Genomic DNA, 25,156 nt, shown 5'->3' with positions numbered 1-25,156 from the left:
CTGTCGCCGCGTGGCGCCCGTTTCGTGCGCGCGTGTCCCCCAGCGCTTCGGGCCGGAGGCCTTTGTCCTCCTCGTGAGCCCCACCACTCCGAGCAAAGCCCCCCGCGCCCCCACCCTCCGCCCCGCGCGCACCTGGGCGCGCGTGCCGTTACCAGGGCCGAGCCGAATGGCCGAAAATAGGTAAAGGCGGCCATTCGGCGTCACCGCCCCCACGCTGTTTCGCGCGCTTACGAGCCCTCGTGAGGGGCCGAAGCGCCGAGGCCAATGGCCGCTTTCCGCTGGTTGGGGCCGCCTGCCGCCCGCCGCGCGGCGCAGCTCCTCCCCGTCACCTTCACTGCCTGCCCCTGCCGGGCGCAACCATGCCTACCGATGACGCCAGCACGCCTACCCCGCCTACCCCTGACGCCAGGGTGGGGGGTGGTGCGTTTTTTCGTGCGGGCCTCGCCGCCGGGGCGTGTACCTGGGGCCCTTTTCGAGAGGGTCAGGTTCGAAAAAGTGAACACCCCGCGACTGATCATTTCAGCCCGGTAAGTGAACAGCGCGAGGCGTTCACTTTCGCCGCCTGCGCCTGGGGCAGTTCGCGCGGGCCCCGCGAACTGCCACCTCTCACCGCCTCCGCGCGGCACCCCGGCCCAGCCAGGGGCTCTCGTGGGCGCTCAGCGCGGAGGCGGCCTGTCCCTTCAGCAGGGCAACTCTTGCGTCACGCGCACCAGCTCGTCGTCCGAGGGGTGCGTGTAGATGACGGTGGAGTCGACGCTGCGCTGGCGCGCGAAGCGCTGGGTGAGGCGGATGTCCTTCGTCCGCCGGTACACCCCAGTGCATGCGGTGTGACGGGTGCAGTGGAAGTTCAGGTGCCGATCCAGGCCCGCGCGCTCCTGCCACACCGCGAAGCCGTGGCGCACCTGCCGCGTGGACAGGCGCATGCCCTTGCGACTCAGGAAGAGCGGCGCCAGGGGCCCCACGTCGTGTCCCTGCGCACGCTTCAGGCGCAGCAGCTTCTCCAGCTTCGCGCGCACCGCGTCCGCGAGAACGATTTCCTGGGGACTCGGGTGTCGGCGGCTGCCCTTGAAGACAGTCAGCATCACGTGCCGGCGCGCGCGCCCGCGCTCGTTGAAGATGTCGCCGATGTTGAGGGCGACCAATTCGTGCTCACGCAGGCCCGAGGCCAGCGCGAGGCTGTAGAGGCAGTGGTCCCTGAAGCCCTCCTTGTGCGCCCCCGTGACGCGCAGCAGGAGCGCCACCTCCTTCTCCGTGAGCGTGCGAGGTGGGCGGGCAACAGCGGCATAGGCAGACATGGCGGCTCCGTCGTGAAGAGGACGCAGCCATACGCGCTCGGGTGCCGAGAGAAAGCAACGGAACATGCAGGGAGGACAGCGTGACGCTCGGCATCGTCAAGCGCACCGAGGATGACCTCACACAGTGGCTGGCCACCGAGTCCGGATTCATTTCCGGGCTGTGCCAGTACGACAACGAGCCGGTGGTGCTGGAGCCGTACCAGCAGTCCTTTCTCGGCAACCGCTCCCGCTTCAGGTGGGTGGCGAAGAGCCGACAGGTGGGCTTCTCCTTCCTCTTCGCTCTCGAGGCCCTGGCGCGGTGCCACCTGCGCGACGGCCACACGGCGGTCTTCGTTTCGTACAACCTCTCGGACGCTGTCGAGAAGGTGCTCATCGCCCGGCAGGTGTACGAGGAGCTGCCGCTCGCCTACCAGAAGAAGCTCGTGACGGATGCCAAGACGGAGCTGGCCTTCGAGTCGAACTCCCGAGGCCGGCGCCTCTCGCGCATCATCTCCGTTCCCGCCAAGCCTCCGCGCGGCAAGCGCGGCGATGTCTACCTCGACGAGCTGGCGCACCTGGTCAACGACCGCGAAGTCTATACAGGCAGCACCGCCCTCATCCTGCGCTCGCATGGACAACTCACAGGGGGCAGCACCCCGCTCGGCCGGCGCGGCATCTTCTGGGAGATAGACACCCAGGAACTGCGCAAGTACCCGCACCACACCCGCCAACTGGTGCCCTGGTGGCTATGCCGCTTCTTCTCCCTCGACGTGAGGCGCGCCGCAGTGGAGGCACCCCACATGTCCACCGAGGAGCGCGTCGCTCGCTTCGGGCGCCCCGTCCTCACCGAGCAGTTCGACTCCTTGCCCCAGGAGGACTTCCAGCAGGAGTTCGAATGCCTTTTACGTCGACGAGTCCTACAGCTTCCTCCCCTACGAGCTCATCCTCCCGTGCACCACCGACGAGCTGCCGATGGCCCAGGACGCCTCCGACGTGCCCGTGCCCCAGGGCCGCCTGGTGGCGGGCTTCGACGTGGGCCGCACGCGAGACCGCTCCGAGCTGGCCGTCTTCGAAGAGGTGGAGGGCCGCTTCACCTGCAGGATGCTGCGCAGCTTCGAAGGTGTCCCCTTCGCGGAGCAGGAAACCCACCTCCGTCGACTCCTGTCCGTCCTGCCCGTGGCGCGCCTCAGCGTTGATAAGAGCGGTATCGGAATGAACCTTGCCGAGAACCTGGCCCGCGACTTTCCCCAGGTGGTGGAGGAGAGCTTCACCAACGAGGCCAAGGAGCGCTGGGCCACCGACTTCAAGATTCTGCTCCAGCGCCGCGATGTCACACTGCCGCGCCAGCGTGAGCTTGTCGGGCAGATTCACTCCATCAAGCGGCGCGTGCTGCCCTCGGGGAAGGTGTCCTTCGACGCCGAGCGCACCAACCGCGGGCACGCGGACAAGTTCTGGGCAGTGGCGCTCGCGTGCCAGAAGGAGCGGACAACGGGCGGCCCGCGCATCGGCGAGATTGGGGTGCGGGTGATTGGGTGATTGGGCTGCCTTCGTAGGCATCCAAATTCTCCCAGCGCGCGCGACAACGAAGCGCTCGAACTGGCTCCCTATAACCGCATCCACAGGAGCCCCCCCTGAAACCACTCAGGATTCAAAAAAGTTGGCTCCGCGACCGATTGCGCAGATCCCATTTTGTAAAGGGCCTTGGGGATTGGTCCCCAAGGAGAAAGAAATGGCCAAGCAGCCAGTAGAGATCGTGGAGAGCATGCTGATGGAGATCGGTGGACGCCTACTCTTCGAGGACGACGACCTCAGCGGCGCGCTCGCAGATACGAACGGGTCGCCGTTTGAGTTCGACGAGGGTGAGGTTGAGCGCGCGGACTGGGATGGACGCGGGCGGATCGCTTTCCGCGCACGCATCAACTTCGTTGGAGACACCCCGGCGGAGCAAGGCGAGAACGGAGAGAAGGTCGAGGCGACCGCCACCGGCTCGTTGGTCCATGTTGATGGCAAGTGGACCATCGAGTCGGCGACCACGACCTCGACGCACGTCGTGAGGTAGCGAACCGCGCACCGAGGGCGGAGGGTCGAACACGACCTTCGCCCTCGGCTCGCCCTATTCACTGTCGTCGGCGTCATCCTCGTCTTCATCAACGAAGCCGTCGTCCCCCGGAGGGAACGTCTCGTCGTCTGGCTCGTCGTCCTCGGCTTCGAGCGTCTCTTCCAGGTAGCGGAACTTGCTGCGCCCCTCTCCGGGCCTACGGACGCTGTCTTCCGGCGTGACCTCGACGAACTCGCCGTCTTTCAGGACGAACTCCCGCATGGTGCCGGTCGCCTCTTCGTGCTCGAGTTGGCGGAGTTCGGCGGCCGTCGGCATGTGGCCTTCGGCGTCGGTCCACGACTTCCCGAACCGACTGTGTGGACCGTCGTGCCCCTTCCACAGGATGCAGCCATAAGCGAACGCCGGACCGCGGCGCCACTGCGAACGGCAGGGGCCGTGCTCCTCGACCAACTCCATGAGACGGTGCTTGCTCCCGTTCTCGACGCGTGGAGGCGGCGAGTCGGGCGGAGCAGACTGCTTCGGCGAAGCACCCGCCTTCGAGCCCGGCTTTGCACGGTGCTTCAGGTCGCGGAAGTCGATGTAGCCCGCGCTCTTTGCGAAGTTGTTCAGCCACTGCAGGTGGGGGATTCCCTCCTGCTTAGCCGCCTTCTTCGCCGAGCGCTTCAGGTGCTCGACCTCGACGCTCGTAAACGTCCGACGTGACATGGAACTCTCTCCTCAGAAAGCGCCTTAGTCGGTCGTGGCCCACTCAGGACCGCAGCGCTCAAAGGTGAGAGCGTTGGGTAACAACGTCGGTGCCAGTTCGGCTTTGCCGGTGTGGGCGGCGGGCATCCGTCGAGTGCCCCTACCCATCGTTGTACTGCTCACCTTGACTGACCGTCAACCGGGCGTAGCCGCTATAGCTCCCATGAATAGTCCTCGCGGGGCTTTGACCTTCGGGCGGCAGCCACAGGCCTCCTTTCGCAACCAAACGCAGCCAGCCGTCAATTGGCCCAATGCCCTGCCCTCGTTAGCGGCGCTCTTCGGCGCCGCTCCTCCATACGCACTCCCGTCCGATTTCTCGGCCAAGAGCACCAACAAGCGCTGGTGGTCGGTCAGCGATATACGACGCAGCCTCCGCACTCTGCGGGCGCTCACTCCTTAACCTTCAGCCAGGCCTGCCGCCGGAAGGGGTACGTCGAGCAGATGCGGCGCCACGTCCACACCTCGCTCCGCACCCACCAGTCCGCAGGCGGCTGGAGGCCGACGTCCCGCAGGTTGCCGAGGCCACGGTAGCCGACGCCGTCGAGCCCATAGGCAGCGTTGGACTCCAGCACCTGTCAGGCGACAGCAATTTCTGACCCCCTCACGCCAGTAAAACTGACCCCCTCCGGGAGGGCCGGTTGTTGCTGCTCGTCGTCGGGGGCGCCGCCGAAGCGGAGCCCGCGGGGGCTGTTTCCCCGCGGGCGGAGCGTAGGCCCTTCCCGGCCCACACGCCCGTCTTCTGCTACTCGGTGGAGCTCTGCGCCGTTGCCGTGCCGCGCGTCAGCAGCCCGGCCTTGCGCTTGTGCCGCAGCCGGTAGCTGTCGCCCTGGATGAGGAGCGTGTGGCTGTGGTGCAGCAGTCGGTCGAGGATGGCTGCCGCCAGCACGTCGTCACCGAAGACGTGGCCCCATTGGCCGACGAGCTGGTTGGTGGTGATGAGCATGCTGCCCTTCTCGTACCGGCGCGCCACCAACTGGAAGAAGAGGTGGGCGGCGCGCTTCTCGAAGGGCAGGTAGCCCAGTTCGTCGATGACGAGCAGCTTGGGCTTGGCGAAGTAGTTGAGCTTGTCGCGCAGGGCCCCCTCACTCTCGGCCTTGGCGAGCGCGGCGAGCAGCGTCGTCGCGGACGTGAAGAGGACGGAGTGGCCGGCCTCGACGGCGGCGCGCCCCAGGCCGATGGCCAGGTGCGTCTTGCCCACGCCTGGTGGCCCGAAGACGAGGACGTTCTCCGCGCTCGCGATGAAGCGCCCCTGTGCGAGCTCGCGCACCAGCTTCGCGTCCACGCCAGGCTGCGCCCGAAAGTCGAAGTCCTCGAGCGTCTTGACGGCCGGGAAGTGGGCGATGGTGATGCCCATGCTGACGCGCTTTCTCTGCTTGGCGCCCACCTCCTCGCGCAGCAAGCCGTCGAGGAAGGCCAGGTAGCTGGGCTCGCCGCGGGCCGCTTCCGACAGCAGCGCGTCGAGTCTCTCGGCGAGGTGTCCGAGGCGCAGCCGCTGCAGGTGCTCCACGACGCGCGCGTGCACGATGTCGGCGCTCACGCGGCACCTCGCTTCACGCCGCCCGCGATGGCCCTCTCGTAGTCCGCGAGGCTGCGGCCCAGCGCATTCAATGCCGAGGGTGCGGCAGCGCTCGCCACCCCCGAAACCTCCTTGGACTGCTGTCGCCACAGGCCCTGCCAGTGCTCGGCCTTGATGATGCGCGCGTGCGGCTCGCGGCCGCGTATGTGCCGAGCCACCTCGACTCCGCCGTGGAAGATGCGCACGTCGGCGTCGCCGACGAGGACCTCCACGTGCTCGCGTACGAGCCGGTGCGGCACGCTGTAGCGAATGGTGTCCACGTCGACGAGGGCGTCGTGGGCCACCCGCCGTTTCAGACGCTGCTCGCGCCGTGGCAGCGCGCGCAGCGGCAGCGCACGCAGCGCCGTCTTCTCGTCGCGCTCAAAGCGGGCCACGGGCGTCTCGTGCGTCGTGCCATGCACCCGGGCATCCGCCTCGACCATCCATGCGGCCAGGTGCGCCTGCAGCCCGGCGAAGGACTCGAAGGTGCGTCCGGCGAGCGCGTTGCGCTTGACGTACTTCACCCCCGACTCCGTCTTGCCTTTGGTGCGTGCGCGGTATGGCCCGCAGGCGCGAGGGGTGACGTCCCAGTCGCGGCAAAAGGCGGCGTAGGCCGGGTGGAAGCGCACCGTCGCGGTGTCCCTGTCGCGCCCGAGGACGAGAGCACGCGCGTTGTCGCCCAGCACCTCCAACGGCACACCACCGAAGTGCACGAACGCCGCCGCGATGCCCTCGCGCCAGTCGTCGCCCCGCTGGTTGAGGAAGGCGCGCACGAAGAGGCGGCGCGAGTGGCTCAGCACCGCCACCAGCAGGTACACCTTCACCAGCACGCCCCCGAGGAGGACTTTCTTCTCGCCAAAGTCCACCTGCATCTGCCGCCCCGGCGCGGTGTCGAAGCGCACGCTGGCCACTTGCGCCGCGCGCACCTGCTGGCGCCTGCCCTCCACCGCTCGCTGCACCGTGCGCACGCTCGCCGCGTGGCCCTCCTGCGTGAGCAGCGCCTGCACCACGACGGCGTTGCCCTCCGCCGTGCTCGCCCACAGCGCCAGCGCGCGCTCTCGGGCCGCCGCGTCCAGTGCCCGCGCCTCGGGGCGCACCTGCACCTCGGCCGCCCGCCCGTGCCGCAGGTAGCGGCGCACGGTGTTGCGCGACACGCCCACCTCGCGTGCGATGGCCTTTACGCCCCAGCCGGCCTCCGCCAGCACGCGCATCTGTCGCACCACGTCCTGCTCGACCATCGGCACCTCCGTCGGGCGGGGTGCCACGTCCTTCACTGACTCTTCCATCGCGAACTGCCTCCAGGTGCTGCGGGTGGAGGCCCCTCGGAGGGGGTCAGTTTTAGTGTCGCGAGGGGGTCAACTTTGCTGTCGCTCTACAGCACCAGTACCTTGTCCGTCTCCGCATGGTGGTCAACGGCGAGGGAGGACCGCCCGAAGCGCACTGAGCGCGCATCCCGGCCCTCCTTCGACGCCGAGCGCACCAACCGCGGGCACGCGGACAAGTTCTGGGCCGTTGCCCTGGCGTGCCAGCGCGAGCGGGGGCCCGAGCGACGAGACACCGGGGAGATTGGGGTGCGGGTGATTGGTTAGTCTCGCAAGCCAGATGACATGGCAAACACCCCTACACCCAAAGGGCATTCTTGGTCGCAAGCGAAAATCATTCATCCCGCTAACAGAAACGACTGGTCGGCGATGCGCCAACCCCAGGCCAGGACAGCCATACGGTCAGTCCGCACCCTAATCCTCTTGCGACGCGAAGCCGCGAAGAGCCTCCAGCATCGGGGCTATCACGCTTGCACAGAACGCCTCGGAGCCGATTATGTCTCCGCCAGACTGAAGCAAAGACGGGAGCACCCTCTTCGCAATTCGACGCATGTGAGGGCACGACCCCAGTTCACTATCGCCCGTCCCCATGAGCACGACTCCCTTTACGGCATTTGCAGTGTAATCGGCCCCACGCACTTCGGGCTCCTCTATCGACTCCCCTGTTCGGAAGGCTTTGAAGGCCTCTACTTTGAGTCGCGCCGGTCGCCCATCCTGGAGAAAAGCCTCTTCATAATACGGAGAAACACCCACATTCTGCATTCTGCGAAACGCATCCCGAAACGCCCGTTCAAACTCCTTCGTCACGTCATGGACGACATCTCCAGAGTGCCCCGCCCTAGCAAGCAGCGCATCACTGAGACTCAAAAACAGAGTAAATACCGGATAATTCAGACTCGTAGAGGACTTACGATTAACCTCCTCAGTCACCAACAACTCCGCAGAAAGCACGGCATTCATGACATTGAGATTCCCCCGAACGGTCCTAGCAAAGACGGAATGCCCACTCAAATCTAGCGCATAGCCAATCGACCTTGCCGACTCCGCCAATCCATCCAACGTCGGCTCTCTATATGCTGTCACGAAATTTTGAAGATATCTGTCCGGCAATGCCTGAATTATCTCAGCAAGTTTCTTTCGGGCCACATTGGCGTTCGTAGGCAACCACTCGGCACTCGGATTATGGCCTGGGTCAAAGAACGTCTCGACGATTTTTGCAGCCGCGCAATACCGCCTCTCCGCGACAACGAACGTAAATCCACATCCCACGCTGGCCACGTCATCAATAAAGTCCGCCAGCACACGGCGCCCCCTGGGGGATTTGAGTAGCGTCTTCCCTTTCGTCTCCTTTCCCTGTGGGTACTCATTGCGAACCTTTTGGATAAAGCCTACGAGCTTACCTCTCGCATCATCTGGCACCAGAAGTCCCGCAAGCACATGTACTGGCTGCTCCAGATCGAAGTAGTTAGGCCCTCCGTTTCCAGACTCATCGCAGTATAGATTCACATTCACATTGCCACCCCGACGACTGAGATCTCGACTCGCGCCCACCGCACGCGACGATACTGCCCCCCGACCTACACGGCAGCATCAAAGACACCGGCATTGCCCATGGCCGCAGCGCGGCACGCTTCGACCTCTTGGCGAGGGCAGAGGAAGCGGGGATCCGCGTGCGGGTCACCGGAAGGCGCCCACCCGATGTCACAAGCGTCGAAGCGGTGTAACCGTTCCTCCTCCTGGCGGGGTGTCCTGCGGCCCAGGCGCGTTTTCAGCAGCCGTAGAGGCAGGAACCAGTCTTAGAACCTGTGCGCTCTCCCCTGTAAGCACTCCACGAGGAACGCCCGTCAAGGTAACGATGTCGCGGTTTGCGAAGGGCAAATGCGCACACACCTCCTCGAATCCTCGCTCTGCAACCCACAGCTCAATCGCACGGCGAATCAACCGCGGCTGTTCCGGCGGAAGCTGCTCGTCCAGGGGTTCACTCCGCTTATAGCCCCTGCGAGCGTAGTTGATGTGAAGCCGAGTCATCGCGTCGTCGCTCAAAAATCCCAATCTCTGGGCCTGCATCATCATCATCCGCACAGAGACCTTCCAGCGCATCTTCAACTCAAAAAAACCATCCAGAGTGAATGACTTCACCTCGTGTCGAAATGCCTCTGGGGGAAACAGCAAGGCCGCAGCAAATCGATGAGCTTGATTCTCAAAGGCACGCCACTCACTTGGCTTATTGAGTCGCGACTGTTCAACTCCTCGATGAAGCACAAGGTGACCGAGTTCATGCGCAACATCGAAGCGCGAACGCGGTCCCGATTCTTTGTTAGCAGCCAGCAGACCTACAGCGTGATCTGGGAAGAACTGAGACAAACCATCCAAAGCATCTGCATCAACCTGGGCCCGCGCCAACAGAACGCCATGCTTCTCCAGCAACGCAACCATGTTGCTAATTGGCCCTTGTCCCAACCCCCAGTAGCGCCGCGTTTCGACCGCAAATCGCTCTACTTCACCATCCGAGAGAGCAAGCGGATCCCTTGGAATCGCAAAGTCCGGCAAACTCATGGAAGGCAGATCGACAAACTGGCCAACTACAGTTCCGAGCCGGTGTAGCCAGCTTAGCTTTGCCTCTGCGGCATTGCAGGCAGCAACACTTGTCGAGCGCTGTGCGCGGTAGAAGACCGCGCTTCCAGGTTGTTCCTCCACGGGCATGAGAAAGTAGCGTTCAGGCACATCGAGCGCGTCGCACAACCGCCGCAACACATCGGCTCGAGGACTAGAGGCGCCTTTCTCATAACCATAGATAGCAGGCACACTGATCTCAACACGCTCGGCGAGCGCGCGCACGGGGATACCGCGCTCAAGGCGCGCCTCCACCAAGCGTGAGCCAATGAAGCCTGGAGTACCTAGAATCATTCGTCCTCTGTAACAGGAATCTTATTGTTACGGGGGATGATACTCAGATGCGGCTCGTCTTCAGTCCGCTCCTCCTCGAACTCCGTCGACAGGCTCTGCTCGGGGTTATTAGGAGCCTTGTTATCACGGCCGACGATACGCAACGGCGGCTCTGCATCCGTAAGGTTCACTTCGAACTCTGCCTCGGAGGGGAGGTTAGCGTCGCTGGAGATCGCCGTAGACAAATCTCGCGCGGCATCAATCGAGTTCAAGGGGCCACCGAGTTCGCGAATCAACTGGTGCAAGGACTTGATATCCACGTACTTCTTCTTCCTGTGGTGCGGGAACCCGACGTGCGCAAACACAGGCAGACCGCTCTCCTCTTCGACGTCGCTTGAGTAGCCGAATACTGCGTAGAGCTGCGCCTCTGCTAACGGCTGCTCCTCTTCCATTCCCATCCGCGCCAGCATGGAGAGCTGGTTTCCACCGGCCAATGACGTTCGATACTCGGCTTCCCGCGGGAACTCGTTGGGAGACTGCACTGCTACTGCGGTGAACTTGATTCCCCCCAGAGTCACCTCGAGGTGCTTCGTCGCGAAGTTCGCGTTGAGCACTGCTCGCGCGCGTCCTCCGTACTTGCGAGCCACCGGTCCCCAAAGCTGGTTGAAGAACTCCCGCCGCACGTGGGCAAAGGCACCTTTGCGCCAGTCAGCCTCCAGACCTCGGAGACTTGCCGCAGCGATGCGATTCGCATCGCGAAGCGCACGCAGCGTGTCCAGGAAGAAGCCAGCCGGAACGCGCTCGTCCATGTACTTCACCGGCTCCGGAACCCAACTGCGTGACGCCATGTTTGACCCCTCGGTCCTCGCCGCATCGCTGACACATCAGCAATGCGGCCTAAACTCGAAGAATATTATAGAAATGAGGCCGGAGGCGCAAGGTTCTCAACCTAGTGACCAAACTGAATGGGCGTCCCACGAAGTGGGAGAGTTCCACACTGCACACATGCGCCCCCTGACTGCACCGCCTCCTGTGAGCGGAGCCTGTGTCAGCGCGAGTTCTGCGGACTCAGCGCGCCTTGACCTTCAACCAGCCCTGCCGCCGGAAGGGGTACGTCGAGCAGATGCGGCGCCACGTCCACACCTCGCTCCGCACCCACCAGTCCGCAGGCGGCTGGAGGCCGACGTCCCGCAGGTTGCCGAGGCCACGGTAGCCGACGCCGTCGAGCCCATAGGCAGCGTTGGACTCCAGCACCAGCACCTTGTCTGTCTCTGGGTGGTGGTCCAGAACGAGGAAGGTGTGCCCGGAGTCCCACTGGCTGCGCCACCCCTGGATGAGCGTCCATGGGTGGGGAGGCACATCCGCCGACGGCGCACGCAAGGCCATGCCGGACTCGACGGCCGCCGTCACGGGAGAAAAGTAGTCCTGGGTGGAGGCGATCATCATCTGCCGGTGGCGACGCGCGTCCCACGAGAAGGCCGCACCATGCGCCTCGGAGAAGGCCTTCACCAACAGGGCCTCGACGAAGGTGCAGCAGTTGTTCAGCCGGGGCGGCGCCAATGGGACACGGACGCCCGGCAGCGCCCACGGGTAGTACGCCCTGCTCACGTCGTACCGGTAGTCGACGAACGCCCACAGGAGCGCGAAGAGACGCTCCTCCTGGATGGCCAGCGGCTCATTGGCGAACGACAGCCGGGCCATGGCAGGGGCACCCTCTTGGGAGACGAGCGTCGCGTAGCGCTGCGTGCGCCAGCGCGTGCACACCCAAGTGTCGAGTCCGCTCAACTGGGGCGCCACCAGCCGGGCGTAGTCGGTGTCGGGCGTGGGATAGCGGGCCTTCTCCTCGAGCACGAGATAGTCGCCCGCCTCGACATAACCCTCGGGTGACTTGCTCGTGTCCGGCAGCGCGAAGCCACGCAGGCGCGCGGGCAGCCTCGCGACACGGTAGGTGTCCATGGTGTCTCCTCCGCGTTGAAGAGGGGCTTCAACGTGTTCGATAGGGACGGCACAGCAGCGGCCTCCCTGGCGTGTCGCAGTTCGTCTCGACACACCCGCAAAGCACTCCCACCCGATGTCCCCGAAATTGGGCCCGAGGCCTTTGTCCTCGCTGGAGGTGAGGCGCGCGGCCCCCAACGCCCCCGCACGTCGAGGGCGCCCCTCCCACCGCGCGCCTTGCCTCCACCTGGTGCGGGAGGCCCGTGTGCAGAGCGTCGTCAGAGTCTTCGTCCTCTCCTCCCCCTCGGGCGCGGCACGCCCCGGGCCGGAGTTCACCATCGAGGCCAGCACCCACGACGGCCTGCTGGAGGCGCTGCACGCCGAGCTGGCAGCCCGCGGCCAGCGCGTCCGCGCCGTCTCCCACACGCCCACGGGCCTCCTGGCCTACGTGGAGGACCGCCCGTGACAGTGCCTACGGAAGTCCACCAGGCTGAGGAGCGCCTCCAGGACATCCTCAAGACGGTGGTGGTAGGCGCCCGTGTCGACGAGCCCGCCAGTCGTCCTGGCGGAGAGGAGGCATTGGCCTTCTCCGACGCGGGTGCGCTCCAGCCCCCATATGAGCCGGAAGCGCTCTGCCTCCTCGTCGAGCACTCCAACTCGCTGAGGCAGAACGTCGACGCCTACGCGACGAACATCGACGGCTTCGGCTTCCGCTTCGAGCCCGCCATCGACTTCGACGCCGACGGAGCCCGGGAGAAGGTCGCCGACGCCATGGCCCTGGAGCGTCTGTCCGCGCGTGACGCGGGCACGCTGCCTTCAGGGACGGCCCTGCGCCCCTCGGACGAGGAAGTCGCCGCGCATGAGGAGGAGGTTCGTCAGCAGGCCCGGGTTGAGAAGGCCCGCCTGGAGTCCTTCTTCGATTTTTGCTGCTTCGACTCCAGCTTCGTCGAGCTGCGCCGCCGCACCCGCCACGACCTCGAGGTGACGGGCAACGCGTACTGGGAGGTGCTGCGCGACGGAAAGGGCGACATCGCCCGCTTCGTCTACGTCCCCTCGTACACGGTGCGACTCCTCCCTCTGGATAAGGAGGCCGTCGAAGTGCGCGAGCGCGTGCGCATCTCCGCCGTCAGCTTCGACACCGTCACCACCCGCCGACGCCTGCGCCGCTACATCCAGGTGCAGGGCAGCGAGCGGGTGTACTTCAAGTCCTTCGGGGACTCGCGCGTCATCTCCCGCCTCACGGGCCGCGCCTTCCCGGACGTCGCCGCCCTCAAGGCCGCGGACGCCTCGGACGGCCCCGCCACGGAGCTCATCCACTTCGCGATTCATTCGCCACGCTCTCCCTATGGCATCCCGCGCTGGGTGGGCACCCTTCTGTCCGTCCTCGGCTCCCGGCAGATGGAGGAGGTCAACTACCTCTACTTCAACAACAAGTCCGTCCCGCCCCTGGCGCTGCTCGTCTCAGGAGGACGGCTCTCCGACGCCTCAGTGCCGCGCATCGAGCGCTTCATTGAGGAGAACCTCAAAGGCAAAGCCAACTTCCACAAGATTCTCATTTTGGAGGCCGATGGCTCCGGAACAGGCGACGGGGGCCGCGCGAAGATTGAGCTGCGCCCTCTGACGGACGCGCAGCAGCAGGACGCCCTTTTTCAGCAGTATGACCAACGCAACATCGACAAGGTGGGCAGCGCCTTCCGTCTGCCACCGCTGTTGCGCGGCGACGGGCGTGACTTCAACCGCTCGGTGGCGGAGGCACAGCTCCGCTTCGCCGAGGACCAGGTGTTCCAGCCGGAGCGCGACGAGTTCGACTTCCTCCTCAACCGAAAGGTGCTCGCGGACATGGGCGTGCGCTTCTGGCGCTTTCGCAGCCAGACGACGGCCACGAGAGACCCCGAGCGCATGACGGAGATGGTCGAGCGCCTGGTCCGCGTGGGTGTGCTGACTCCCGAGGAGGGCCGCCACCTGGCCGGCGACATCTTCCACCGCGAGTTCCGCAAGATTGGGGACGACTGGGTGAAGCGCCCCATCACCCTCACGCTGGCGGGCATCCAGACGGGCGTCGAAGACCTGAAGCCCCAAAAGGACAGGGGCTTGCTTTTGGGCGAGGCCAAGCGCCTCTTGGGGCTGCGCGAAGAGCTTCGTGCCGAGGAGGAGCGCCTGTCGCAAGGGCGCCTGGCGCTGGCCCGCCGCTACATGGACACCGAGCACGTCCCTGTCCCCCGCGAAGAGTTCGACACCTGGTTCTCGGGGAAGCCCACATGACGCCCGAGCAACTCCAGCGCGCGTGGGTGCTCCAGGCCCAGGCCGACGCCGAGCGCGGTGTCCTGGAGTGCCGCATGTGCCGCAGGCGCGGCCCCCTGGAGGAGACGACGACGCTGTGGCGCAACGGTCTGCTCGTCTTCGCCTTGTGCGACAGGTGCGCAGGCGGCCACGACGTCGTCTTCTCCCCCACCCCGGCTGGCGTCGAGGTGCGCGCCAGGCGCCGCACCCCCGTGGAGCTGGTGACGCAGGAGGCGCCCCATGTGCACGGCTCCCGCTGATGGCCTCCTCCTCCTGCACGAGGCGCGGGCGATGGCGGACACCCTCCTTGGAGACGTCCTGCGGCTGCCGGTGGCCAAGGCCCTGGACGTTGGCACCGCCGCGGGCATGGACCGGGCCGTGGCCCTGCTCGCCGCGCGCCTCCGCCGCGCCGTCGGGCGCGCGGACGTGGATGCCATTAGAGAGGCGGTGGCCATCCTCGACGTGGACTGGAGGGCGACGACGGCGGCCCAGCGCAGGCGTCTCGTCGCCCAAGCCCTGGAGGCAGCCGGCCGGCAGACAGTCGTCATCCCGTCCCGCATCCAGTCGCCCCTCGGTGACGCGGCCGAGGAGGTGGTGGCGTCCACCCGCAGCCACGCCCGGCGGGAGCAGGGGCTCGCCATCGCCGCCCGATTCAACGCCGTGGACAGGCGCGTGGCCCAACACATCGTCCGCACCCAGGGCAACTTCGTGCGGGACGAGTACGGACGCAGGTTGGACACCTTCGGCGCGGAGGCCCGGCAGCTCGTGGCCGAAGGACTGGAGGCAGGCCTGGGGAGAAGCGACATCGCCGAGTCCCTGGAGCGGGCCGCGCGTGGCGCCCTCATCGAGCGGGCCCCCTTCTACTGGGAGGTGGTGGCGAGCCACTTCATCGGCCAGGGGCGCTCCTTCAGTCAGATGAGCAGCTACGCCGAGGCCGGCATCCGCAGCTACCGCATTGAGGCTGTCCTCGACGAGGCCACCACCCAGGTGTGCCGCTTCCTCCACGGGCGGACATTCTCCGTGGGAGAAGCCCTCCAACGCTTCGAGCGCGTCGAGTCGCTCGAGCGCCCAGAGGATGTGAAGCAGGAGCTGCCTTGGGTGCGCGAGCGCCTGGACGCGGACACCGGTCGCGCGTTCCTCTACGTCAATCGGGGGAGCCAGGAGATGCGCCTGGCCGAAGTGCTCCGCTCCGCCGCTGGCACCCGAGACGAAGTCGGCGAGTTCCGCACCCTCGCTTCTGACAGGCAGCTCGCGGACGCCGGCGTGGGCTTCCCGCCTTACCACGGCCTCTGCCGCACCACGACACTCGCCGTCACTTAGTGATGTCCCCGATTTCGCGTCGCAGGCCTTTGTCTCTTTCGGAGACGAAACGCGATGCAGGCACCCTCGACACCTTCCACCACCTCACCTCCGACGCCGGAGGGCAGCACGACGACGCAGGAGTCGACCTCCACGGCCAAGGCCGAGGCGACGCCCATCGTCTGGCCTCGCGACCTCAATCTCCCCACCTCGGGAGAGCTGACGTGGGGCTTCGACCCGGAGGGCCTCCAGGATGGGTGACGCCCTCACGAAAGCCCTCGCCCGGGCCCGGCACGTCCTGGAGTCCCTCCAGGGTGAGCCGGTGGAGAAGACCATCTGGGGCAGCCCTGCTGGCAAGAAGCGCCTGGCGAAGCGCCTGGTGGCAATGCTGCCCGCGCACAAGACGTACGTGGAGCCCTTCGCCGGCAGCGCCGCCGTCCTCTTCGAGAAGGCCCCCTCGGACGTCGAGGCCATCAACGACGCGGACCCCGAAATCGCCGACGCGTACCGGCTCCTCCAGAAGCTGACGCCAGCGGGCCTCGCCAAGCTGAAGAAGCTGCCGTGGGTCGGCGACGAGAAGACCTTCAAGAGCCTCTTCGATTCCAAGCCGAAGGGGGACGTGGAGCGCCTGCACCGCTTCCTCTACCTGACGCACTTCTCCTACGGGAAGCTGCGCGGTCGCAGCGTCAGCCCCAACGGCATGGGCGTCGAGGCGAAGACGCTCGCCCGCATCGAGCAGCACGCCCCCCGCCTCAAGCGCGTGAAGGTGTACGGCGGCGACTACGAGAAGGTGGTCCGCAAGTACGACGGGAAGGACACCGTCCTCTTTCTCGACCCTCCGTACCCTGGGTACAACGTCGACGTCGGTGAGGGCGACTTCGACGAGGAGCGCTTCTACGGCGTCCTCAAGTCGCTGAAGGGCCGCTGGCTCATGACGTACGGCATCCGGGGCAAGCTGCCCGGGATGCTGAAGGGCTCCGGCTTCGTGGTGAAGCGCATCCGGACGCCTCGCACCATCGCCGCCATGCGCGGCGTGGGCGGCTCCTCCGTGCTGACGCAGCTCCTCGTCTCCAACTACCAGCCCGCCGCGAAGGCGCTGGAGGGTGGCCCGGACTTCACGGTGGACGACTGGCAGCCGGAGGAGTCGCCCGACACCGCCTCCTTCCTCGCGACGAAGCCGCTCCTCAAGGGCGTCGAGCCCGACGACGAGCGGTACGTCCTGGGCGTCGTCCTGGAGCCGGAGACGGTGGACGCGCAGGGCGACATCTACTCCGCCGCGGAGATTCGTCAGGCGGCACACCGCTTCATGGAGGAGTTCGGCGGCCTGGGGCTCATGCACCAGATGCGCGTCAACGGGCACGTGAAGGTGCTGGAGAGCTACCTGGCCCCCGTCGACTTCAACCTGGGCGAAGTGCCGGTGCGCAAGGGCACCTGGCTTCTCGCCGTGCGCGTCCTCTCCGACGAGCTCTGGGGCCGGGTGAAGGACGGGCAACTGACGGGCTTCTCCATTGGCGGCACCGCGCGCCGCCTCCCCGAGGCATCGCCCCCTACCGAGCCCCCCCCTTCCGAAACACCTGCCGCTGACTCCCAGCCGGAGGCCGCATGACGAGCACCACCCAAGGCTCCGCGCCCGTCCACCGCCTCGTCGACATGGTGGTGGAGGAGGTGTCCCTCGTGGACAGGGCCGCCAACAAGCACCGCTTCCTCCTCGTGAAGAGAGACGACATGCACGACGCTCCCCAGGACTCCACGCCGGCCGAGGGCGCCAGCCCCACCACCTCGGACACCTCCAAGGCCGAGGACACCGTCCTCGCCTCCGCCCAGCAGGCCCTTGAGGCAGTGACGGCCCTCGTCGAAGCGCTGACGTCCACGGACGGCATCGACGGCGTGCGCGTGGTGGAGGTGGCCCAGCACCTGCGCGCGCTCGCCGACGCACTGGAAGAGGACGAAGACGACTCCGAGGACGAGGAGGACGTCGAGGCGCGCGCCAAGGCCGCCAACGCCGCGCCGGCTCCTCAGCCGGCTCCGCCCGCACCGAGCCCCGACTCCTCCGGCGTCATGGAAGGACTGACGAAGCTCACCGACGCCGTCCGCGCGCTGGAGGGCAGTGTGAAGGAGCAGCACCAGCGCCTGGGCCGAGTGGAGAAGCAGTTCGGCCTGCCCAACAGCAGCGCCCCCGCGGAGCGTCCGCCCAAGCCCACCGTAGAGGACGTCGGTTGGCCCCTCGACCTCAACAAGCCCCTCAACCGGGAGAGCGTCGACAAGGCCCTCTCCTTCCACGACGTCGGATGAACGTCCCCACCCGCCACCAGGAAGCCTCAACGCCGAAGGAATCCCCATGAGCCGTCTCGACAACAGCACCCTCTTGGCCAAGGCGGACCTGGCCCTCGCCGACCTCACGGCCGGCGGCGGCATCCTCCAGCCCGCCCAGGCGCAGAAGTTCATGCGCCTGCTCATCAAGCAGTCCGTCCTGCTGCAGCAGTGCACCGTCGTCCCCATGGCGGCGCCCAAGCAGCAGTTCTCCAAGCTGAAGTTCGGCAGCCGCATCCTCCGTCCCGGTCAGGAGGCCACCGCCGTCCCCGCTGCCCAGCGCGTGAAGCCGGACCTCTCCCAGGTGGAGCTGGACGCCAAGCTCTTCAAGGGCGAAGTCAGGCTCAGCGACGAAGTGCTCGAAGACAGCATCGAGCGCGGCGAGCTGCGCCAGACGCTCATGGAGATGATGGCGGACGCCATCAGCCGCGACATGGAGGAGATCCTCGTCAACGGGGACACCGCCTCCGCCGACCCCTTCCTCGCCACGCTGGACGGCGTGCTGAAGCAGGCCACCAGCAACGTCGTGGACGCGGCCGGCGCGCCCATCTCCAAGGACGTCCTCGGCGACCTGCTCAAGTCGCTGCCCTCGGAGCACCTGCGCGACAAGAGCAGCATGGGGTTCCTCTTACCAGCGTCGACGCGGACCTGGACTACCGCAGCACGCTGGCGGAGAGGGCCACGGCTGTCGGCGACAAGTTCCTCGAGGGCGACGCGCCGGTCCTCTACTCGGGCGTCCCGCTGCGGCCGATTCCCCTCTGGCCGGAGAACCTCGGCGCGACGAATGACCGCACCGCGGTGTTGCTGTGCAACCCGAAGAACATCCACGTCGGCATCTGGCGGCAGATTCGCATCGAGTCTGCGCGGGACATCTCCGAGGGCACGCTGAAGGTGGTGGCCACGCTGCGCTTCGACGCGAAGTTCGCCGAGGAGTCCGGCACGGCCAAGGCCATCAACGTGCAGTTGTGAGGCCCACCACCATGGATAATACCTATCTCGTCCGACTGAAGGCCTACGACGCGCGCCGCGGCCACGTGCTTCGGCGCTACACGTATGCCGGCATCAAGTTTCAAGAGGAACGCGGGTGGTACCGGGTGGAGAAGCCGGTGGCCGACTACCTGCGCACGGTGCGCCAGTTGCCCGGCGACGCCTACTCGCCGCTCGCCTTCGACGTGAGCACGGACGCCGAAGCGAAGGCCATCGACGCGGCCGAGGCCGATGAGGCCAAGGTGAAGCGCAACGCCAGCGACGAGCTGAAGCTGAGTGCGGCGCGGCCCGGCGGCACGCTGACGACGGAGGACCTCCCGAAGGCCAGCGAGGAGAAGGACACGCGTCGCGCCAAGCGAGAGAAGGACTGACGTGTACGCCATGGTGGCCGACATGCGCGCCGAGGGCGTCACACCGGCCATGGCGGGCGACACCCGCCTGGCCGTCCTCCTCGAAGAGGCGACGCGCACCATCGACAAGGTGACGGGGTGGCACTTCGAGCCGCGCCCGGCGACGTTGCACTTCGACGGGCGCGGCACCCCGTCCCTCTGGCTGCCGGTGCCACCCATCCGCCTCTACCGCCTGGCGCTGTACGGGGCGGACGTGTCCTTCTCCAAGGAGCGCTTGGTGGTGGTGGGCGCTCCGGTAGGCGCAGGCTTCGACGGGCCTCGCCTCACCTTCCGCCATGGCCGTGTCTTCCCGCGCGGCGAGGGCAACGTCACGGTGGGCGCCCGCTGGGGCTACACCGAAGCGGACGGGACGCCCGAGGGGCGCACGCCGCCCGCCATTCGCCGGGCCTGCATGCTCCTCGTCCTGCGCAGCCTCTCGCCTCTGGCAGATGAGGCTTCCCTGGAGGAGCGCACGCGCTGGCGCGTGGTGGAGGAGAGGACGCGCGAGCAGAGCTATCGCCTCGACAGTGTCCGCCCCTCGGTGCGGCCACTCACTGGAGAGCCAGAGGTGGACACCCTCCTCGCCCCCTACGTGAAGCCCTCCTTGCCCGGAGCGGCCTGATGAGGGGCAGGATCATCTTCCCTTTCCTCGCGGAGCTGCACCGCTTGGACACCGCCACCATGGCGGGCCCCGGCCCGGGCCTCCATGCCAGCGGGTACGACGCGGACTTCCGCGAGCCGGTACTCGAGGACGCGGACGACGACGGCCTGGCCGAAGCCTACCGTCGCGAATTTCCGCCTGTGCGTGTCCCCTGCCAGGTGGAGCCGGATGCCTTTGAGTCATTGCGCATGACTCCTTCCGGCAACAGCCCCAGGACGAGCTTCGAACTCGTCTTCCACTTCCGCGACTTGGAGCGCCTCGGCCTCGTCGACGCGGCCACGGGCGACGCCCTCATCCGCCCCAGCGACAGGCTGGGGGGCCTCTACGACGTCGCGGGCGCCCTCGTGCAAGCCGTGAGGACGCCTCCAGGGCTGTACGTGACGGAGGCGCGCCCCATCGGCTTCGGCCTCCACCGCCGGAGGCCTCGCCGAAACCTCCTTCTCGTCACCTTCAACGACAGGCCCCAAGCCCGAGGACTCACGTGAAAACACTTCTGCTCACCTCCCTTCTCGCCACCGCCCTCCTCACCCGCTGCCGCGCACCGGACGGCTGCGCGCCGGTGTCCACGCGCTGCGCCGGCAACGTCGCCGAAATCTGCAACGGCGACGGCAACTGGCAGGTGCTCGCCGACTGCGACGCGGTCAGCGAGCACAGCAGCGCGGCCTTCACCTGCACCTACGTCAACGAGGAGGGCGTCTCCGGTCACACCTGCCTGCCCAACACCGTGGACGCGGGCGCCGAGGAAGGCGGTGTCCTGTGAAGGGCTACCTCCAGTCCCTCCCCGGCGTGGGCGGCCTCTTCCAGCGCGACATCCAGCCCTCGGAGGTGTGGGCCTTCTGGAAGTACATGCAGGAGCGCTTCCGCACCAAGACGGCCAACAAGGCCGACTCCCTCGAAATGCAGCTTGCGGCCGAGGCGCTGCAGCGCATGGGCATCCTCGACAGGCAGCGCTTCCTGGAGAAGTACGCCACCACCGTGGGCCGCACCCTCTACCTGCCCTTCGAGGTGGGCGTGCCGAAGGGCGGCTGGGACTTGTGGGCCCAGGTGGTGGTGTGCGTCCACGAGCACCAGCACGCCGTCCAGCATGACGAGGAGGGGCCCAGCTACGAGCTGGCCTACCTCACCAGCCCCGCCGCTCGGGCCAAGTACGAGGCCGAGGCGTACACCTGCAACCTGGAGCTGCACTACTGGCGCTACGGCACCCTGCCCGCCGTGCGGCCCATGGCCGAGGGCCTCAAGCACTACGGCTGCCGGCCGGAGGATGTGGAAGTCGCCGCGCACACCCTGGCCCTCACCTCCGTGTCCGTCCGCCACGGCGCGGTGGTGAGTGAGGCCACCCACGTGGCCCTCGAGTGGCTCAACTCGCACGTCCCCCACCTGCGGGCGAAGAAGGGCTGAGACGCACATGGCCGTCTCGCGCACCGGAGACTGGGCACGGGCCCGCCAACTGCTGGCGGCGGGCTCGTCGCGCCTTGAAGGGGCGATGCAGACGGCCCTGCGCCAGGAGGCGCACGCCCTGCGCAAGGAGGTGGTGCAGGGCCTCACCCAGCAGGCGCCTGGTGGTGAGCCCATCCGCCCGCCTTCGCCCCTCACACTGGCGGCGCGCCAGCTCGCTGGTTTCAACGGGACGAAGGCCCTCCTCGTCTCCGCGGCGCTGCGCAATTCCATCTCCGTCGTCGTGGAGGGCGACGAGGCTTTCATCGGTGTGTCCCGCACCGCGAAGGGGCCCGACGGCGATTCCCTCGTCGACGTGGCGCAGCTCCAGGAGTACGGCGGGCCGCCCGTCGTCATCCCCATGACGCCGAAGATGCGGCGCTTCCTCTTCGCGCTGCTCCTCCAGGCCGGCCTGGCCGGCCAGTCGCGCAGCAGCGGCCAAGGGCGCGGAGTGGTTGTGACGCAGACGCCCGCGCGGCCCTTCCTGCGGCCCGCCTTCGCACGGTTTCGCCAGGGCGCCAGCCGCCGCTTCCTCGCGCGCGTGGCGAAGGAGCTGGGCCTCGGAGGGCCCGGGTAATGGCCATCCCCGCCCTCGCCTCCGTGACGCCCTCCTCCGGGCCCACCAGCGGAGGAGACATTCTCCGCCTCTCCGGCACGGGCTTCGCCGCGCGGGTGGCCGTGCGCCTGGGCGGACTGCGCGCGGAGGTGCTCTCCATCCGTGAAGAGGCGGGCACTGCCCACGTGGACGTGCGGACGCCGCCCAACGCAGTGGCGCTCGTCGACGTGGAGCTGCACAACCTCTCCGCGGACGGACGCCCCGTTCCAGGCGAGGCTGCTGCCCTTCCGGGGGCGTACCGCTACCTGCGCCCGCGCGTCGCGAAGGAAGCGGCGCTCACCCGTCTCGTGCGCACGTTGCTGCGCGAGCTGAAGCGCCAGGTGGTGGCCAACGTCAGCGCCAGCGTCTCCGTCGACTACGACGACACGGTGGCGGACGGCCTCAACGTCATCGCCATGGCCTCTCTGCCCTCCGTGGTGCTGTCAGGCCCCACGCTGCGCGAGAGTCGTCGCTACTCCACCAACGTCCTTCACGAGGACGTCGTGCAGGGCCCCTCCGGCGCGGAGCTGGTGCGCAGGCGCCCTGCGTACACGGTGGACTTGGCCTTCACCCTCACGGTGGCCTCCGCGCGCACCGCCGAACTCTTCAACCTCATGGCCGCCGTGGCCACCTTCCTCAACCGCAACCGGTGGCTCTCCATGCCAAGGGACGCGGAGGACGCCTCACTCGGCACCGTCCGCTGGGAAATGGACGCGGACGGCGAGGCGCGCGCGCAGCTCGGCAGCCGCGACGACGTGCGGGCCTTCACGTGGGGATTCCTCGTGCGCGGCTTCGACGTGGACGAGGGCCTGCCCTTCGACCTCGGCAAGGCCGTCTCCGAAGCCCAACTCGAAGCGGACTCTCTCTCCGGAGGCACCTCATGAGTGTCACCCTCACCAATACCCTGGGCAGGCTCGTCACCTTCCTCCTGCCTCATGAGCCGTACTGCGTCGCTCGCGGCGAGTGCGCCTGCAGCGTGCAACCAGTCCGTGGCGGCCGGCGCCTGCCCTCCTCCCTCACCCTGGCCACGGGTGTGTCGCTAGAGGACGTGCCCGAGGCCGCGCTCTCCGTGCCCGCGGTGGCGGCTGCCATTCGCCGGGGCGAAGTCGCCCTGAAGCGGCAAGCCCCCACGGCCCCGCCGTCGTCGCCCCCCTCTGCCGCGCCGGAGGTGTCGGCGCGCATGTCCCGCAAGAAGCGAGGTGCCTCGTGAGTCGTGAACTGCTGTCGTCGAAAGTCGTCGTGGAGGAGGAGGAGCCGCGCGTCCGTGGCATTCCCTCGGCGCCCACCTCCGTGGCCGGCGCCGTGGGCCTGGCGCAGAGAGGCCCCATCGGCCAGGCGGTGCTGTGCACCTCCTTCGAGGAGTACCAAGCCACCTTCGGCGGCTTCACGCCGGACTCGGACCTGGCCCTCGCCGCCATGGGTTTCTTCGAGCAGGGCGGCAGCCACTTCTGGGCGGTGCGCACCGTCCACTACGAGGACGCCTCCAACCCCGAGTCGCACACGGCCACGCCTGCTGCGGCGGCCCTCACCACGGGCGGCGGGCCCACGCCCGCCGTCGTGCGCGGCACGTTGCGTCCCCCCTTCACCCTGGCCAACGGCCAGCGCCTGGAGGTGTCCGCCAACGGCGCCGAGGCGGTGGACGTCGTTTTCTCCGGCACCGCGGCTTCCGTCTCCGCGGGTCGCCCCGGCCCCTACACCCTCACCGCCGGGCAGTCGCTCCGGGTGCGCGTCGACGACGGTCGGGACGTCTTCATCCCCTTCAGCGAGGAGGACTTCGGCGACATCACCCAGGCCACTGCCCAGGAGGTGGCCGCCGTCCTCAACGCGGGACTCATCGGCGGACGCGCCACCGTGGAGGCCGGTGTGCTGAGAATCGCCAGCGACACCCAGGGCGCCTCCAGCCGCCTGGAGGTGGGCGACGCGGTCGCCAACACAGTCTTCGGCTTCGCGGGCGGCCCGCAGGTGGGGAGCGGCAACGTCCAGAGCCTGCGCGCTGTCGAGTTGGCCGAGGTACGCGCCCTCGTGGAGGCGGCGGTGGCGGGCGTCCGTGTGGCACCGTCATCCCTGGGGGCCCTGCAGTTGCGCACCCAGTCCACGGGGCCTGGTGCCTCTTTGCGTGTGCAGGGAGACGCGAGCTCCGGCCTCGGACTCGACGCGCTCCTGCATACGGGCGACGCCTCCGGCGCCACCGACGTCCTCCACCTGGAGGCCAGGGACGCAGGCGCCTACGCCAACCGCCTCGAGGTGGAGGTGCGGCCCCCGACGAATGGAGCTCCCGAAACCTTCGACGTCCTCGTCCTCGAGGACGGTGCCTACCGCGAGTCCTTCCCCAACCTCTCCTCGGCCCAGGGCGACGCACGCTACGTCGAGCGCGTCCTCAATGACGAGCGCACCGGCTCCACCTACGTCCGGGCCTTCATGGTGCAACCGGACGCGATTCCTGACGTGCAGACGGTGGCCCTCTCGGGTGGTGCGGACGGCCTCGTCGGCCTGGACGACGCGGACTTCATCGGCTCGGAGGCCGGCCGGAGCGGCCTTTTACGCGCTCGACGAAGTGCAGGACCTCTCCCTTCTCCTGGTGCCCGGGCGCGCCACGCCCGCCGTCCACAACGCGATGGTGCGCTACTGCGAGGTGGCGCGCGACGGCCTCGTCTTCGCCGTCCTCGACTCGCCCGCGGGCTACAGCGCCACGGACATCGTATCCTACGTCTCGCAGGAGGCCGCCCTCGAAGGGCTCTCTGAGCACGCGGCCCTCTACTGGCCCCGCGTCAAGGTGCTCAACCCCGCCCGCGGCGTCTTCGGCAACCTGGAGCAACTCGTCGTCCCGCCCTCCGGCATCATTGCTGGCGTCTTCGCGCGCAACGACGGCACGCGCCCCGGTGGTGTGTATGAGGCTCCCGCGGGCATCGAGGCCGGGCGCATGTTCGGCGTCCTGGGCTTCGAGTCCAAGGAGTGCCTCGAAGAGAAGAAGCGGGACCTCGTCTACCCCCGCCGCATCAATCCGCTCACCACCGGGCCTGGGCAGCCGCGCTACATCGACGGCTCGCGCACGCTGAAGGCGGGCGGCAACTTCCCCTACGTCGCCGAGCGCCGGGGCGTGTCCTTCATCGAGCGCAGCCTCAAGGCGGGCTTGCAGTTCGCGCGGCACCGCAACAACACGGAAGGGCTGCGAGCCCAGGTGCGGCGCTCCATCGCCACCTTCCTCCTCGCGCAGATGAAGAACGGCGCCTTCCGCAGCCAGGAGCCCGCCAAGGCCTTCTTTGTCGACGTCTCGGACGCGCTCAATCCGCCGTCCGCCGTCTTCGCCGGAAAGCTGGTGGCGCGCATCGGGCTCGCCACCAACAAGCCCGCCGAATTCATCGTCCTGCGCATCGCCCAGGACACCCGCGCCCTCGAAGCCGAGCTGGCTTCGGCGGGCTTGTAAGG

Annotated in this window: 30 protein-coding genes; 21 read left to right on the top strand and 9 right to left on the bottom strand. The window is 67.5% G+C overall.

The annotated features are described in order from the left end of the window. Positions 1-680 precede the first annotated feature (680 nt). The gene (locus MYMAC_RS07880; RefSeq protein ID WP_095957620.1) at positions 681-1,295 is read right to left on the bottom strand and encodes a tyrosine-type recombinase/integrase; all 615 of its coding nucleotides are present in this window, start codon (positions 1,293-1,295) and stop codon (positions 681-683) included. A gap of 80 nt (positions 1,296-1,375) precedes the next feature. Here MYMAC_RS07880 and MYMAC_RS37685 point away from each other — a divergent pair, with 80 nt between their 5' ends. The 3 genes from MYMAC_RS37685 (at position 1,376) to MYMAC_RS07870 (ending at position 3,333) form a co-directional block, all read left to right on the top strand. Beyond that, a complete protein-coding gene (locus MYMAC_RS37685; protein ID WP_095957619.1) occupies positions 1,376-2,470 on the top strand; it encodes a terminase large subunit domain-containing protein in 1,095 nt (364 codons plus the stop codon). Further along, on the top strand, positions 2,352-2,810 hold the full coding sequence (locus tag MYMAC_RS37680) for a terminase large subunit domain-containing protein (RefSeq protein WP_338026035.1): 459 nt from the start codon (positions 2,352-2,354) through the stop codon (positions 2,808-2,810). Before MYMAC_RS37685 ends, MYMAC_RS37680 begins: the two co-directional genes overlap by 119 nt. Positions 2,811-3,003: 193 nt before the next feature. Continuing rightward, positions 3,004-3,333: a hypothetical protein gene (locus MYMAC_RS07870; RefSeq protein ID WP_095957618.1), complete on the top strand. Its 330-nt coding sequence runs from the start codon at positions 3,004-3,006 to the stop codon at positions 3,331-3,333. 54 nt (positions 3,334-3,387) lie between these two features. On the opposite strand, the gene MYMAC_RS07865 is transcribed toward MYMAC_RS07870, so the two are convergent. From MYMAC_RS07865 to MYMAC_RS07825, 8 genes are all read right to left on the bottom strand, one after another. Beyond that, positions 3,388-4,038: a hypothetical protein gene (locus MYMAC_RS07865; RefSeq protein ID WP_095957617.1), complete on the bottom strand. Its 651-nt coding sequence runs from the start codon at positions 4,036-4,038 to the stop codon at positions 3,388-3,390. Between the two features lie 428 nt (positions 4,039-4,466). Further along, positions 4,467-4,649 (bottom strand): hypothetical protein, encoded by a 183-nt coding sequence (locus MYMAC_RS07860; protein ID WP_239989406.1) that lies wholly within the window; start codon positions 4,647-4,649, stop codon positions 4,467-4,469. Between the two features lie 170 nt (positions 4,650-4,819). Then, on the bottom strand, positions 4,820-5,614 hold the full coding sequence (gene istB / locus MYMAC_RS07855; protein ID WP_095957616.1) for an IS21-like element helper ATPase IstB: 795 nt from the start codon (positions 5,612-5,614) through the stop codon (positions 4,820-4,822). Then, on the bottom strand, positions 5,611-6,870 hold the full coding sequence (istA, locus tag MYMAC_RS07850) for an IS21 family transposase (protein WP_239989612.1): 1,260 nt from the start codon (positions 6,868-6,870) through the stop codon (positions 5,611-5,613). The genes istB and istA overlap by 4 nt, the downstream gene beginning before the upstream one ends. Before the next feature lie 498 nt (positions 6,871-7,368). After that, positions 7,369-8,466, bottom strand: a complete 1,098-nt coding sequence (locus MYMAC_RS07840; RefSeq protein WP_157757470.1) for a DUF3800 domain-containing protein — start codon at positions 8,464-8,466, stop codon at positions 7,369-7,371. 189 nt (positions 8,467-8,655) lie between these two features. Further along, the gene (locus MYMAC_RS07835; protein ID WP_095957613.1) at positions 8,656-9,861 is read right to left on the bottom strand and encodes a helix-turn-helix domain-containing protein; all 1,206 of its coding nucleotides are present in this window, start codon (positions 9,859-9,861) and stop codon (positions 8,656-8,658) included. Then, positions 9,858-10,649: a hypothetical protein gene (locus MYMAC_RS07830; protein WP_157757469.1), complete on the bottom strand. Its 792-nt coding sequence runs from the start codon at positions 10,647-10,649 to the stop codon at positions 9,858-9,860. The genes MYMAC_RS07835 and MYMAC_RS07830 overlap by 4 nt, the downstream gene beginning before the upstream one ends. A gap of 259 nt (positions 10,650-10,908) precedes the next feature. Beyond that, entirely contained in the window at positions 10,909-11,796 is an 888-nt protein-coding gene (locus MYMAC_RS07825) for a hypothetical protein (protein ID WP_095957611.1), read from the bottom strand. Positions 11,797-12,040: 244 nt separating this feature from the next. Between MYMAC_RS07825 and MYMAC_RS37675 the strand changes: the two genes are divergently transcribed. The 18 genes from MYMAC_RS37675 to MYMAC_RS07740 all read left to right on the top strand — a co-directional run bounded on the left by MYMAC_RS37675 (position 12,041) and on the right by MYMAC_RS07740 (position 25,154). After that, the gene (locus tag MYMAC_RS37675) at positions 12,041-12,241 is read left to right on the top strand and encodes a hypothetical protein (protein ID WP_239989405.1); all 201 of its coding nucleotides are present in this window, start codon (positions 12,041-12,043) and stop codon (positions 12,239-12,241) included. Next, positions 12,238-14,037 (top strand): phage portal protein, encoded by a 1,800-nt coding sequence (locus tag MYMAC_RS07815; RefSeq protein ID WP_239989404.1) that lies wholly within the window; start codon positions 12,238-12,240, stop codon positions 14,035-14,037. The genes MYMAC_RS37675 and MYMAC_RS07815 overlap by 4 nt, the downstream gene beginning before the upstream one ends. Continuing rightward, complete coding sequence (locus MYMAC_RS07810) at positions 14,034-14,315, top strand: hypothetical protein (RefSeq protein WP_095957609.1); 282 nt, start codon at positions 14,034-14,036, stop codon at positions 14,313-14,315. The genes MYMAC_RS07815 and MYMAC_RS07810 overlap by 4 nt, the downstream gene beginning before the upstream one ends. Further along, complete coding sequence (locus tag MYMAC_RS07805) at positions 14,296-15,375, top strand: head morphogenesis protein (protein ID WP_095957608.1); 1,080 nt, start codon at positions 14,296-14,298, stop codon at positions 15,373-15,375. The genes MYMAC_RS07810 and MYMAC_RS07805 overlap by 20 nt, the downstream gene beginning before the upstream one ends. A gap of 54 nt (positions 15,376-15,429) precedes the next feature. Next, positions 15,430-15,615 (top strand): hypothetical protein, encoded by a 186-nt coding sequence (locus MYMAC_RS07800; protein WP_002618804.1) that lies wholly within the window; start codon positions 15,430-15,432, stop codon positions 15,613-15,615. Beyond that, positions 15,608-16,960 (top strand): XkdF-like putative serine protease domain-containing protein, encoded by a 1,353-nt coding sequence (locus MYMAC_RS07795; protein ID WP_095957607.1) that lies wholly within the window; start codon positions 15,608-15,610, stop codon positions 16,958-16,960. Before MYMAC_RS07800 ends, MYMAC_RS07795 begins: the two co-directional genes overlap by 8 nt. After that, entirely contained in the window at positions 16,957-17,646 is a 690-nt protein-coding gene (locus tag MYMAC_RS07790) for a hypothetical protein (RefSeq protein ID WP_095957606.1), read from the top strand. The genes MYMAC_RS07795 and MYMAC_RS07790 overlap by 4 nt, the downstream gene beginning before the upstream one ends. 46 nt (positions 17,647-17,692) lie before the next feature. Next, positions 17,693-18,553 (top strand): phage major capsid protein, encoded by an 861-nt coding sequence (locus MYMAC_RS07785; RefSeq protein ID WP_095957605.1) that lies wholly within the window; start codon positions 17,693-17,695, stop codon positions 18,551-18,553. A gap of 91 nt (positions 18,554-18,644) precedes the next feature. After that, positions 18,645-19,022, top strand: coding sequence for a hypothetical protein (locus tag MYMAC_RS07780; RefSeq protein WP_013375346.1), 378 nt, complete (start codon positions 18,645-18,647; stop codon positions 19,020-19,022). A 10-nt stretch (positions 19,023-19,032) separates the two neighbouring features. After that, complete coding sequence (locus MYMAC_RS07775; RefSeq protein WP_239989403.1) at positions 19,033-19,662, top strand: hypothetical protein; 630 nt, start codon at positions 19,033-19,035, stop codon at positions 19,660-19,662. After that, positions 19,662-20,186, top strand: coding sequence for a hypothetical protein (locus MYMAC_RS07770; RefSeq protein ID WP_095957603.1), 525 nt, complete (start codon positions 19,662-19,664; stop codon positions 20,184-20,186). The genes MYMAC_RS07775 and MYMAC_RS07770 overlap by 1 nt, the downstream gene beginning before the upstream one ends. After that, entirely contained in the window at positions 20,183-20,461 is a 279-nt protein-coding gene (locus MYMAC_RS07765; protein ID WP_095957602.1) for a hypothetical protein, read from the top strand. The genes MYMAC_RS07770 and MYMAC_RS07765 overlap by 4 nt, the downstream gene beginning before the upstream one ends. Beyond that, positions 20,458-21,099 carry a hypothetical protein gene (locus MYMAC_RS07760; protein ID WP_095957601.1) on the top strand — a complete coding sequence of 214 codons (642 nt, stop codon included), beginning with the start codon at positions 20,458-20,460 and terminating at the stop codon, positions 21,097-21,099. The genes MYMAC_RS07765 and MYMAC_RS07760 overlap by 4 nt, the downstream gene beginning before the upstream one ends. Before the next feature lie 7 nt (positions 21,100-21,106). Then, positions 21,107-21,712 (top strand): hypothetical protein, encoded by a 606-nt coding sequence (locus MYMAC_RS07755; protein WP_095957600.1) that lies wholly within the window; start codon positions 21,107-21,109, stop codon positions 21,710-21,712. After that, a complete protein-coding gene (locus MYMAC_RS07750; RefSeq protein ID WP_095957599.1) occupies positions 21,712-22,614 on the top strand; it encodes an IPT/TIG domain-containing protein in 903 nt (300 codons plus the stop codon). Before MYMAC_RS07755 ends, MYMAC_RS07750 begins: the two co-directional genes overlap by 1 nt. Beyond that, the gene (locus tag MYMAC_RS37160; protein WP_095957598.1) at positions 22,611-22,940 is read left to right on the top strand and encodes a hypothetical protein; all 330 of its coding nucleotides are present in this window, start codon (positions 22,611-22,613) and stop codon (positions 22,938-22,940) included. The genes MYMAC_RS07750 and MYMAC_RS37160 overlap by 4 nt, the downstream gene beginning before the upstream one ends. Continuing rightward, positions 22,937-24,472 carry a phage tail sheath protein gene (locus MYMAC_RS38535; RefSeq protein WP_338026005.1) on the top strand — a complete coding sequence of 512 codons (1,536 nt, stop codon included), beginning with the start codon at positions 22,937-22,939 and terminating at the stop codon, positions 24,470-24,472. Before MYMAC_RS37160 ends, MYMAC_RS38535 begins: the two co-directional genes overlap by 4 nt. Continuing rightward, positions 24,363-25,154 (top strand): phage tail sheath family protein, encoded by a 792-nt coding sequence (locus MYMAC_RS07740; RefSeq protein ID WP_338026004.1) that lies wholly within the window; start codon positions 24,363-24,365, stop codon positions 25,152-25,154. The genes MYMAC_RS38535 and MYMAC_RS07740 overlap by 110 nt, the downstream gene beginning before the upstream one ends. The last annotated feature ends 2 nt before the right edge of the window (positions 25,155-25,156 follow it).

It is taken from the genome of Corallococcus macrosporus DSM 14697, assembly GCF_002305895.1.
In the GTDB taxonomy this organism is placed as follows: Bacteria; Myxococcota; Myxococcia; order Myxococcales; family Myxococcaceae; genus Myxococcus; species Myxococcus macrosporus.
The sequence above is the reverse complement of the archived record's forward strand: the minus strand, read 5'-3'. Positions and strand labels throughout refer to the sequence as shown.

Coding starts and splice junctions, on each gene's coding strand:
- MYMAC_RS07790 (WP_095957606.1), top strand. CDS start 16,957: ATGACGAGCACCACCCAAGGCTCCGCGCCCGTCCACCGCCTCGTCGAC.
- MYMAC_RS07805 (WP_095957608.1), top strand. CDS start 14,296: ATGTGCACGGCTCCCGCTGATGGCCTCCTCCTCCTGCACGAGGCGCGG.
- MYMAC_RS07770 (WP_095957603.1), top strand. CDS start 19,662: ATGAGGGGCAGGATCATCTTCCCTTTCCTCGCGGAGCTGCACCGCTTG.
- MYMAC_RS07755 (WP_095957600.1), top strand. CDS start 21,107: ATGGCCGTCTCGCGCACCGGAGACTGGGCACGGGCCCGCCAACTGCTG.
- MYMAC_RS07835 (WP_095957613.1), bottom strand. CDS start 9,861: ATGATTCTAGGTACTCCAGGCTTCATTGGCTCACGCTTGGTGGAGGCG.
- MYMAC_RS07785 (WP_095957605.1), top strand. CDS start 17,693: ATGAGCCGTCTCGACAACAGCACCCTCTTGGCCAAGGCGGACCTGGCC.
- MYMAC_RS07800 (WP_002618804.1), top strand. CDS start 15,430: ATGCAGGCACCCTCGACACCTTCCACCACCTCACCTCCGACGCCGGAG.
- MYMAC_RS07810 (WP_095957609.1), top strand. CDS start 14,034: ATGACGCCCGAGCAACTCCAGCGCGCGTGGGTGCTCCAGGCCCAGGCC.
- MYMAC_RS07870 (WP_095957618.1), top strand. CDS start 3,004: ATGGCCAAGCAGCCAGTAGAGATCGTGGAGAGCATGCTGATGGAGATC.
- MYMAC_RS07880 (WP_095957620.1), bottom strand. CDS start 1,295: ATGTCTGCCTATGCCGCTGTTGCCCGCCCACCTCGCACGCTCACGGAG.
- MYMAC_RS07795 (WP_095957607.1), top strand. CDS start 15,608: ATGGGTGACGCCCTCACGAAAGCCCTCGCCCGGGCCCGGCACGTCCTG.
- MYMAC_RS07780 (WP_013375346.1), top strand. CDS start 18,645: ATGGATAATACCTATCTCGTCCGACTGAAGGCCTACGACGCGCGCCGC.
- MYMAC_RS37160 (WP_095957598.1), top strand. CDS start 22,611: ATGAGTGTCACCCTCACCAATACCCTGGGCAGGCTCGTCACCTTCCTC.
- MYMAC_RS07750 (WP_095957599.1), top strand. CDS start 21,712: ATGGCCATCCCCGCCCTCGCCTCCGTGACGCCCTCCTCCGGGCCCACC.
- MYMAC_RS07775 (WP_239989403.1), top strand. CDS start 19,033: ATGGTGGCCGACATGCGCGCCGAGGGCGTCACACCGGCCATGGCGGGC.
- MYMAC_RS07865 (WP_095957617.1), bottom strand. CDS start 4,038: ATGTCACGTCGGACGTTTACGAGCGTCGAGGTCGAGCACCTGAAGCGC.
- istA (WP_239989612.1), bottom strand. CDS start 6,870: ATGGTCGAGCAGGACGTGGTGCGACAGATGCGCGTGCTGGCGGAGGCC.
- MYMAC_RS07825 (WP_095957611.1), bottom strand. CDS start 11,796: ATGGACACCTACCGTGTCGCGAGGCTGCCCGCGCGCCTGCGTGGCTTC.
- MYMAC_RS07830 (WP_157757469.1), bottom strand. CDS start 10,649: ATGGACGAGCGCGTTCCGGCTGGCTTCTTCCTGGACACGCTGCGTGCG.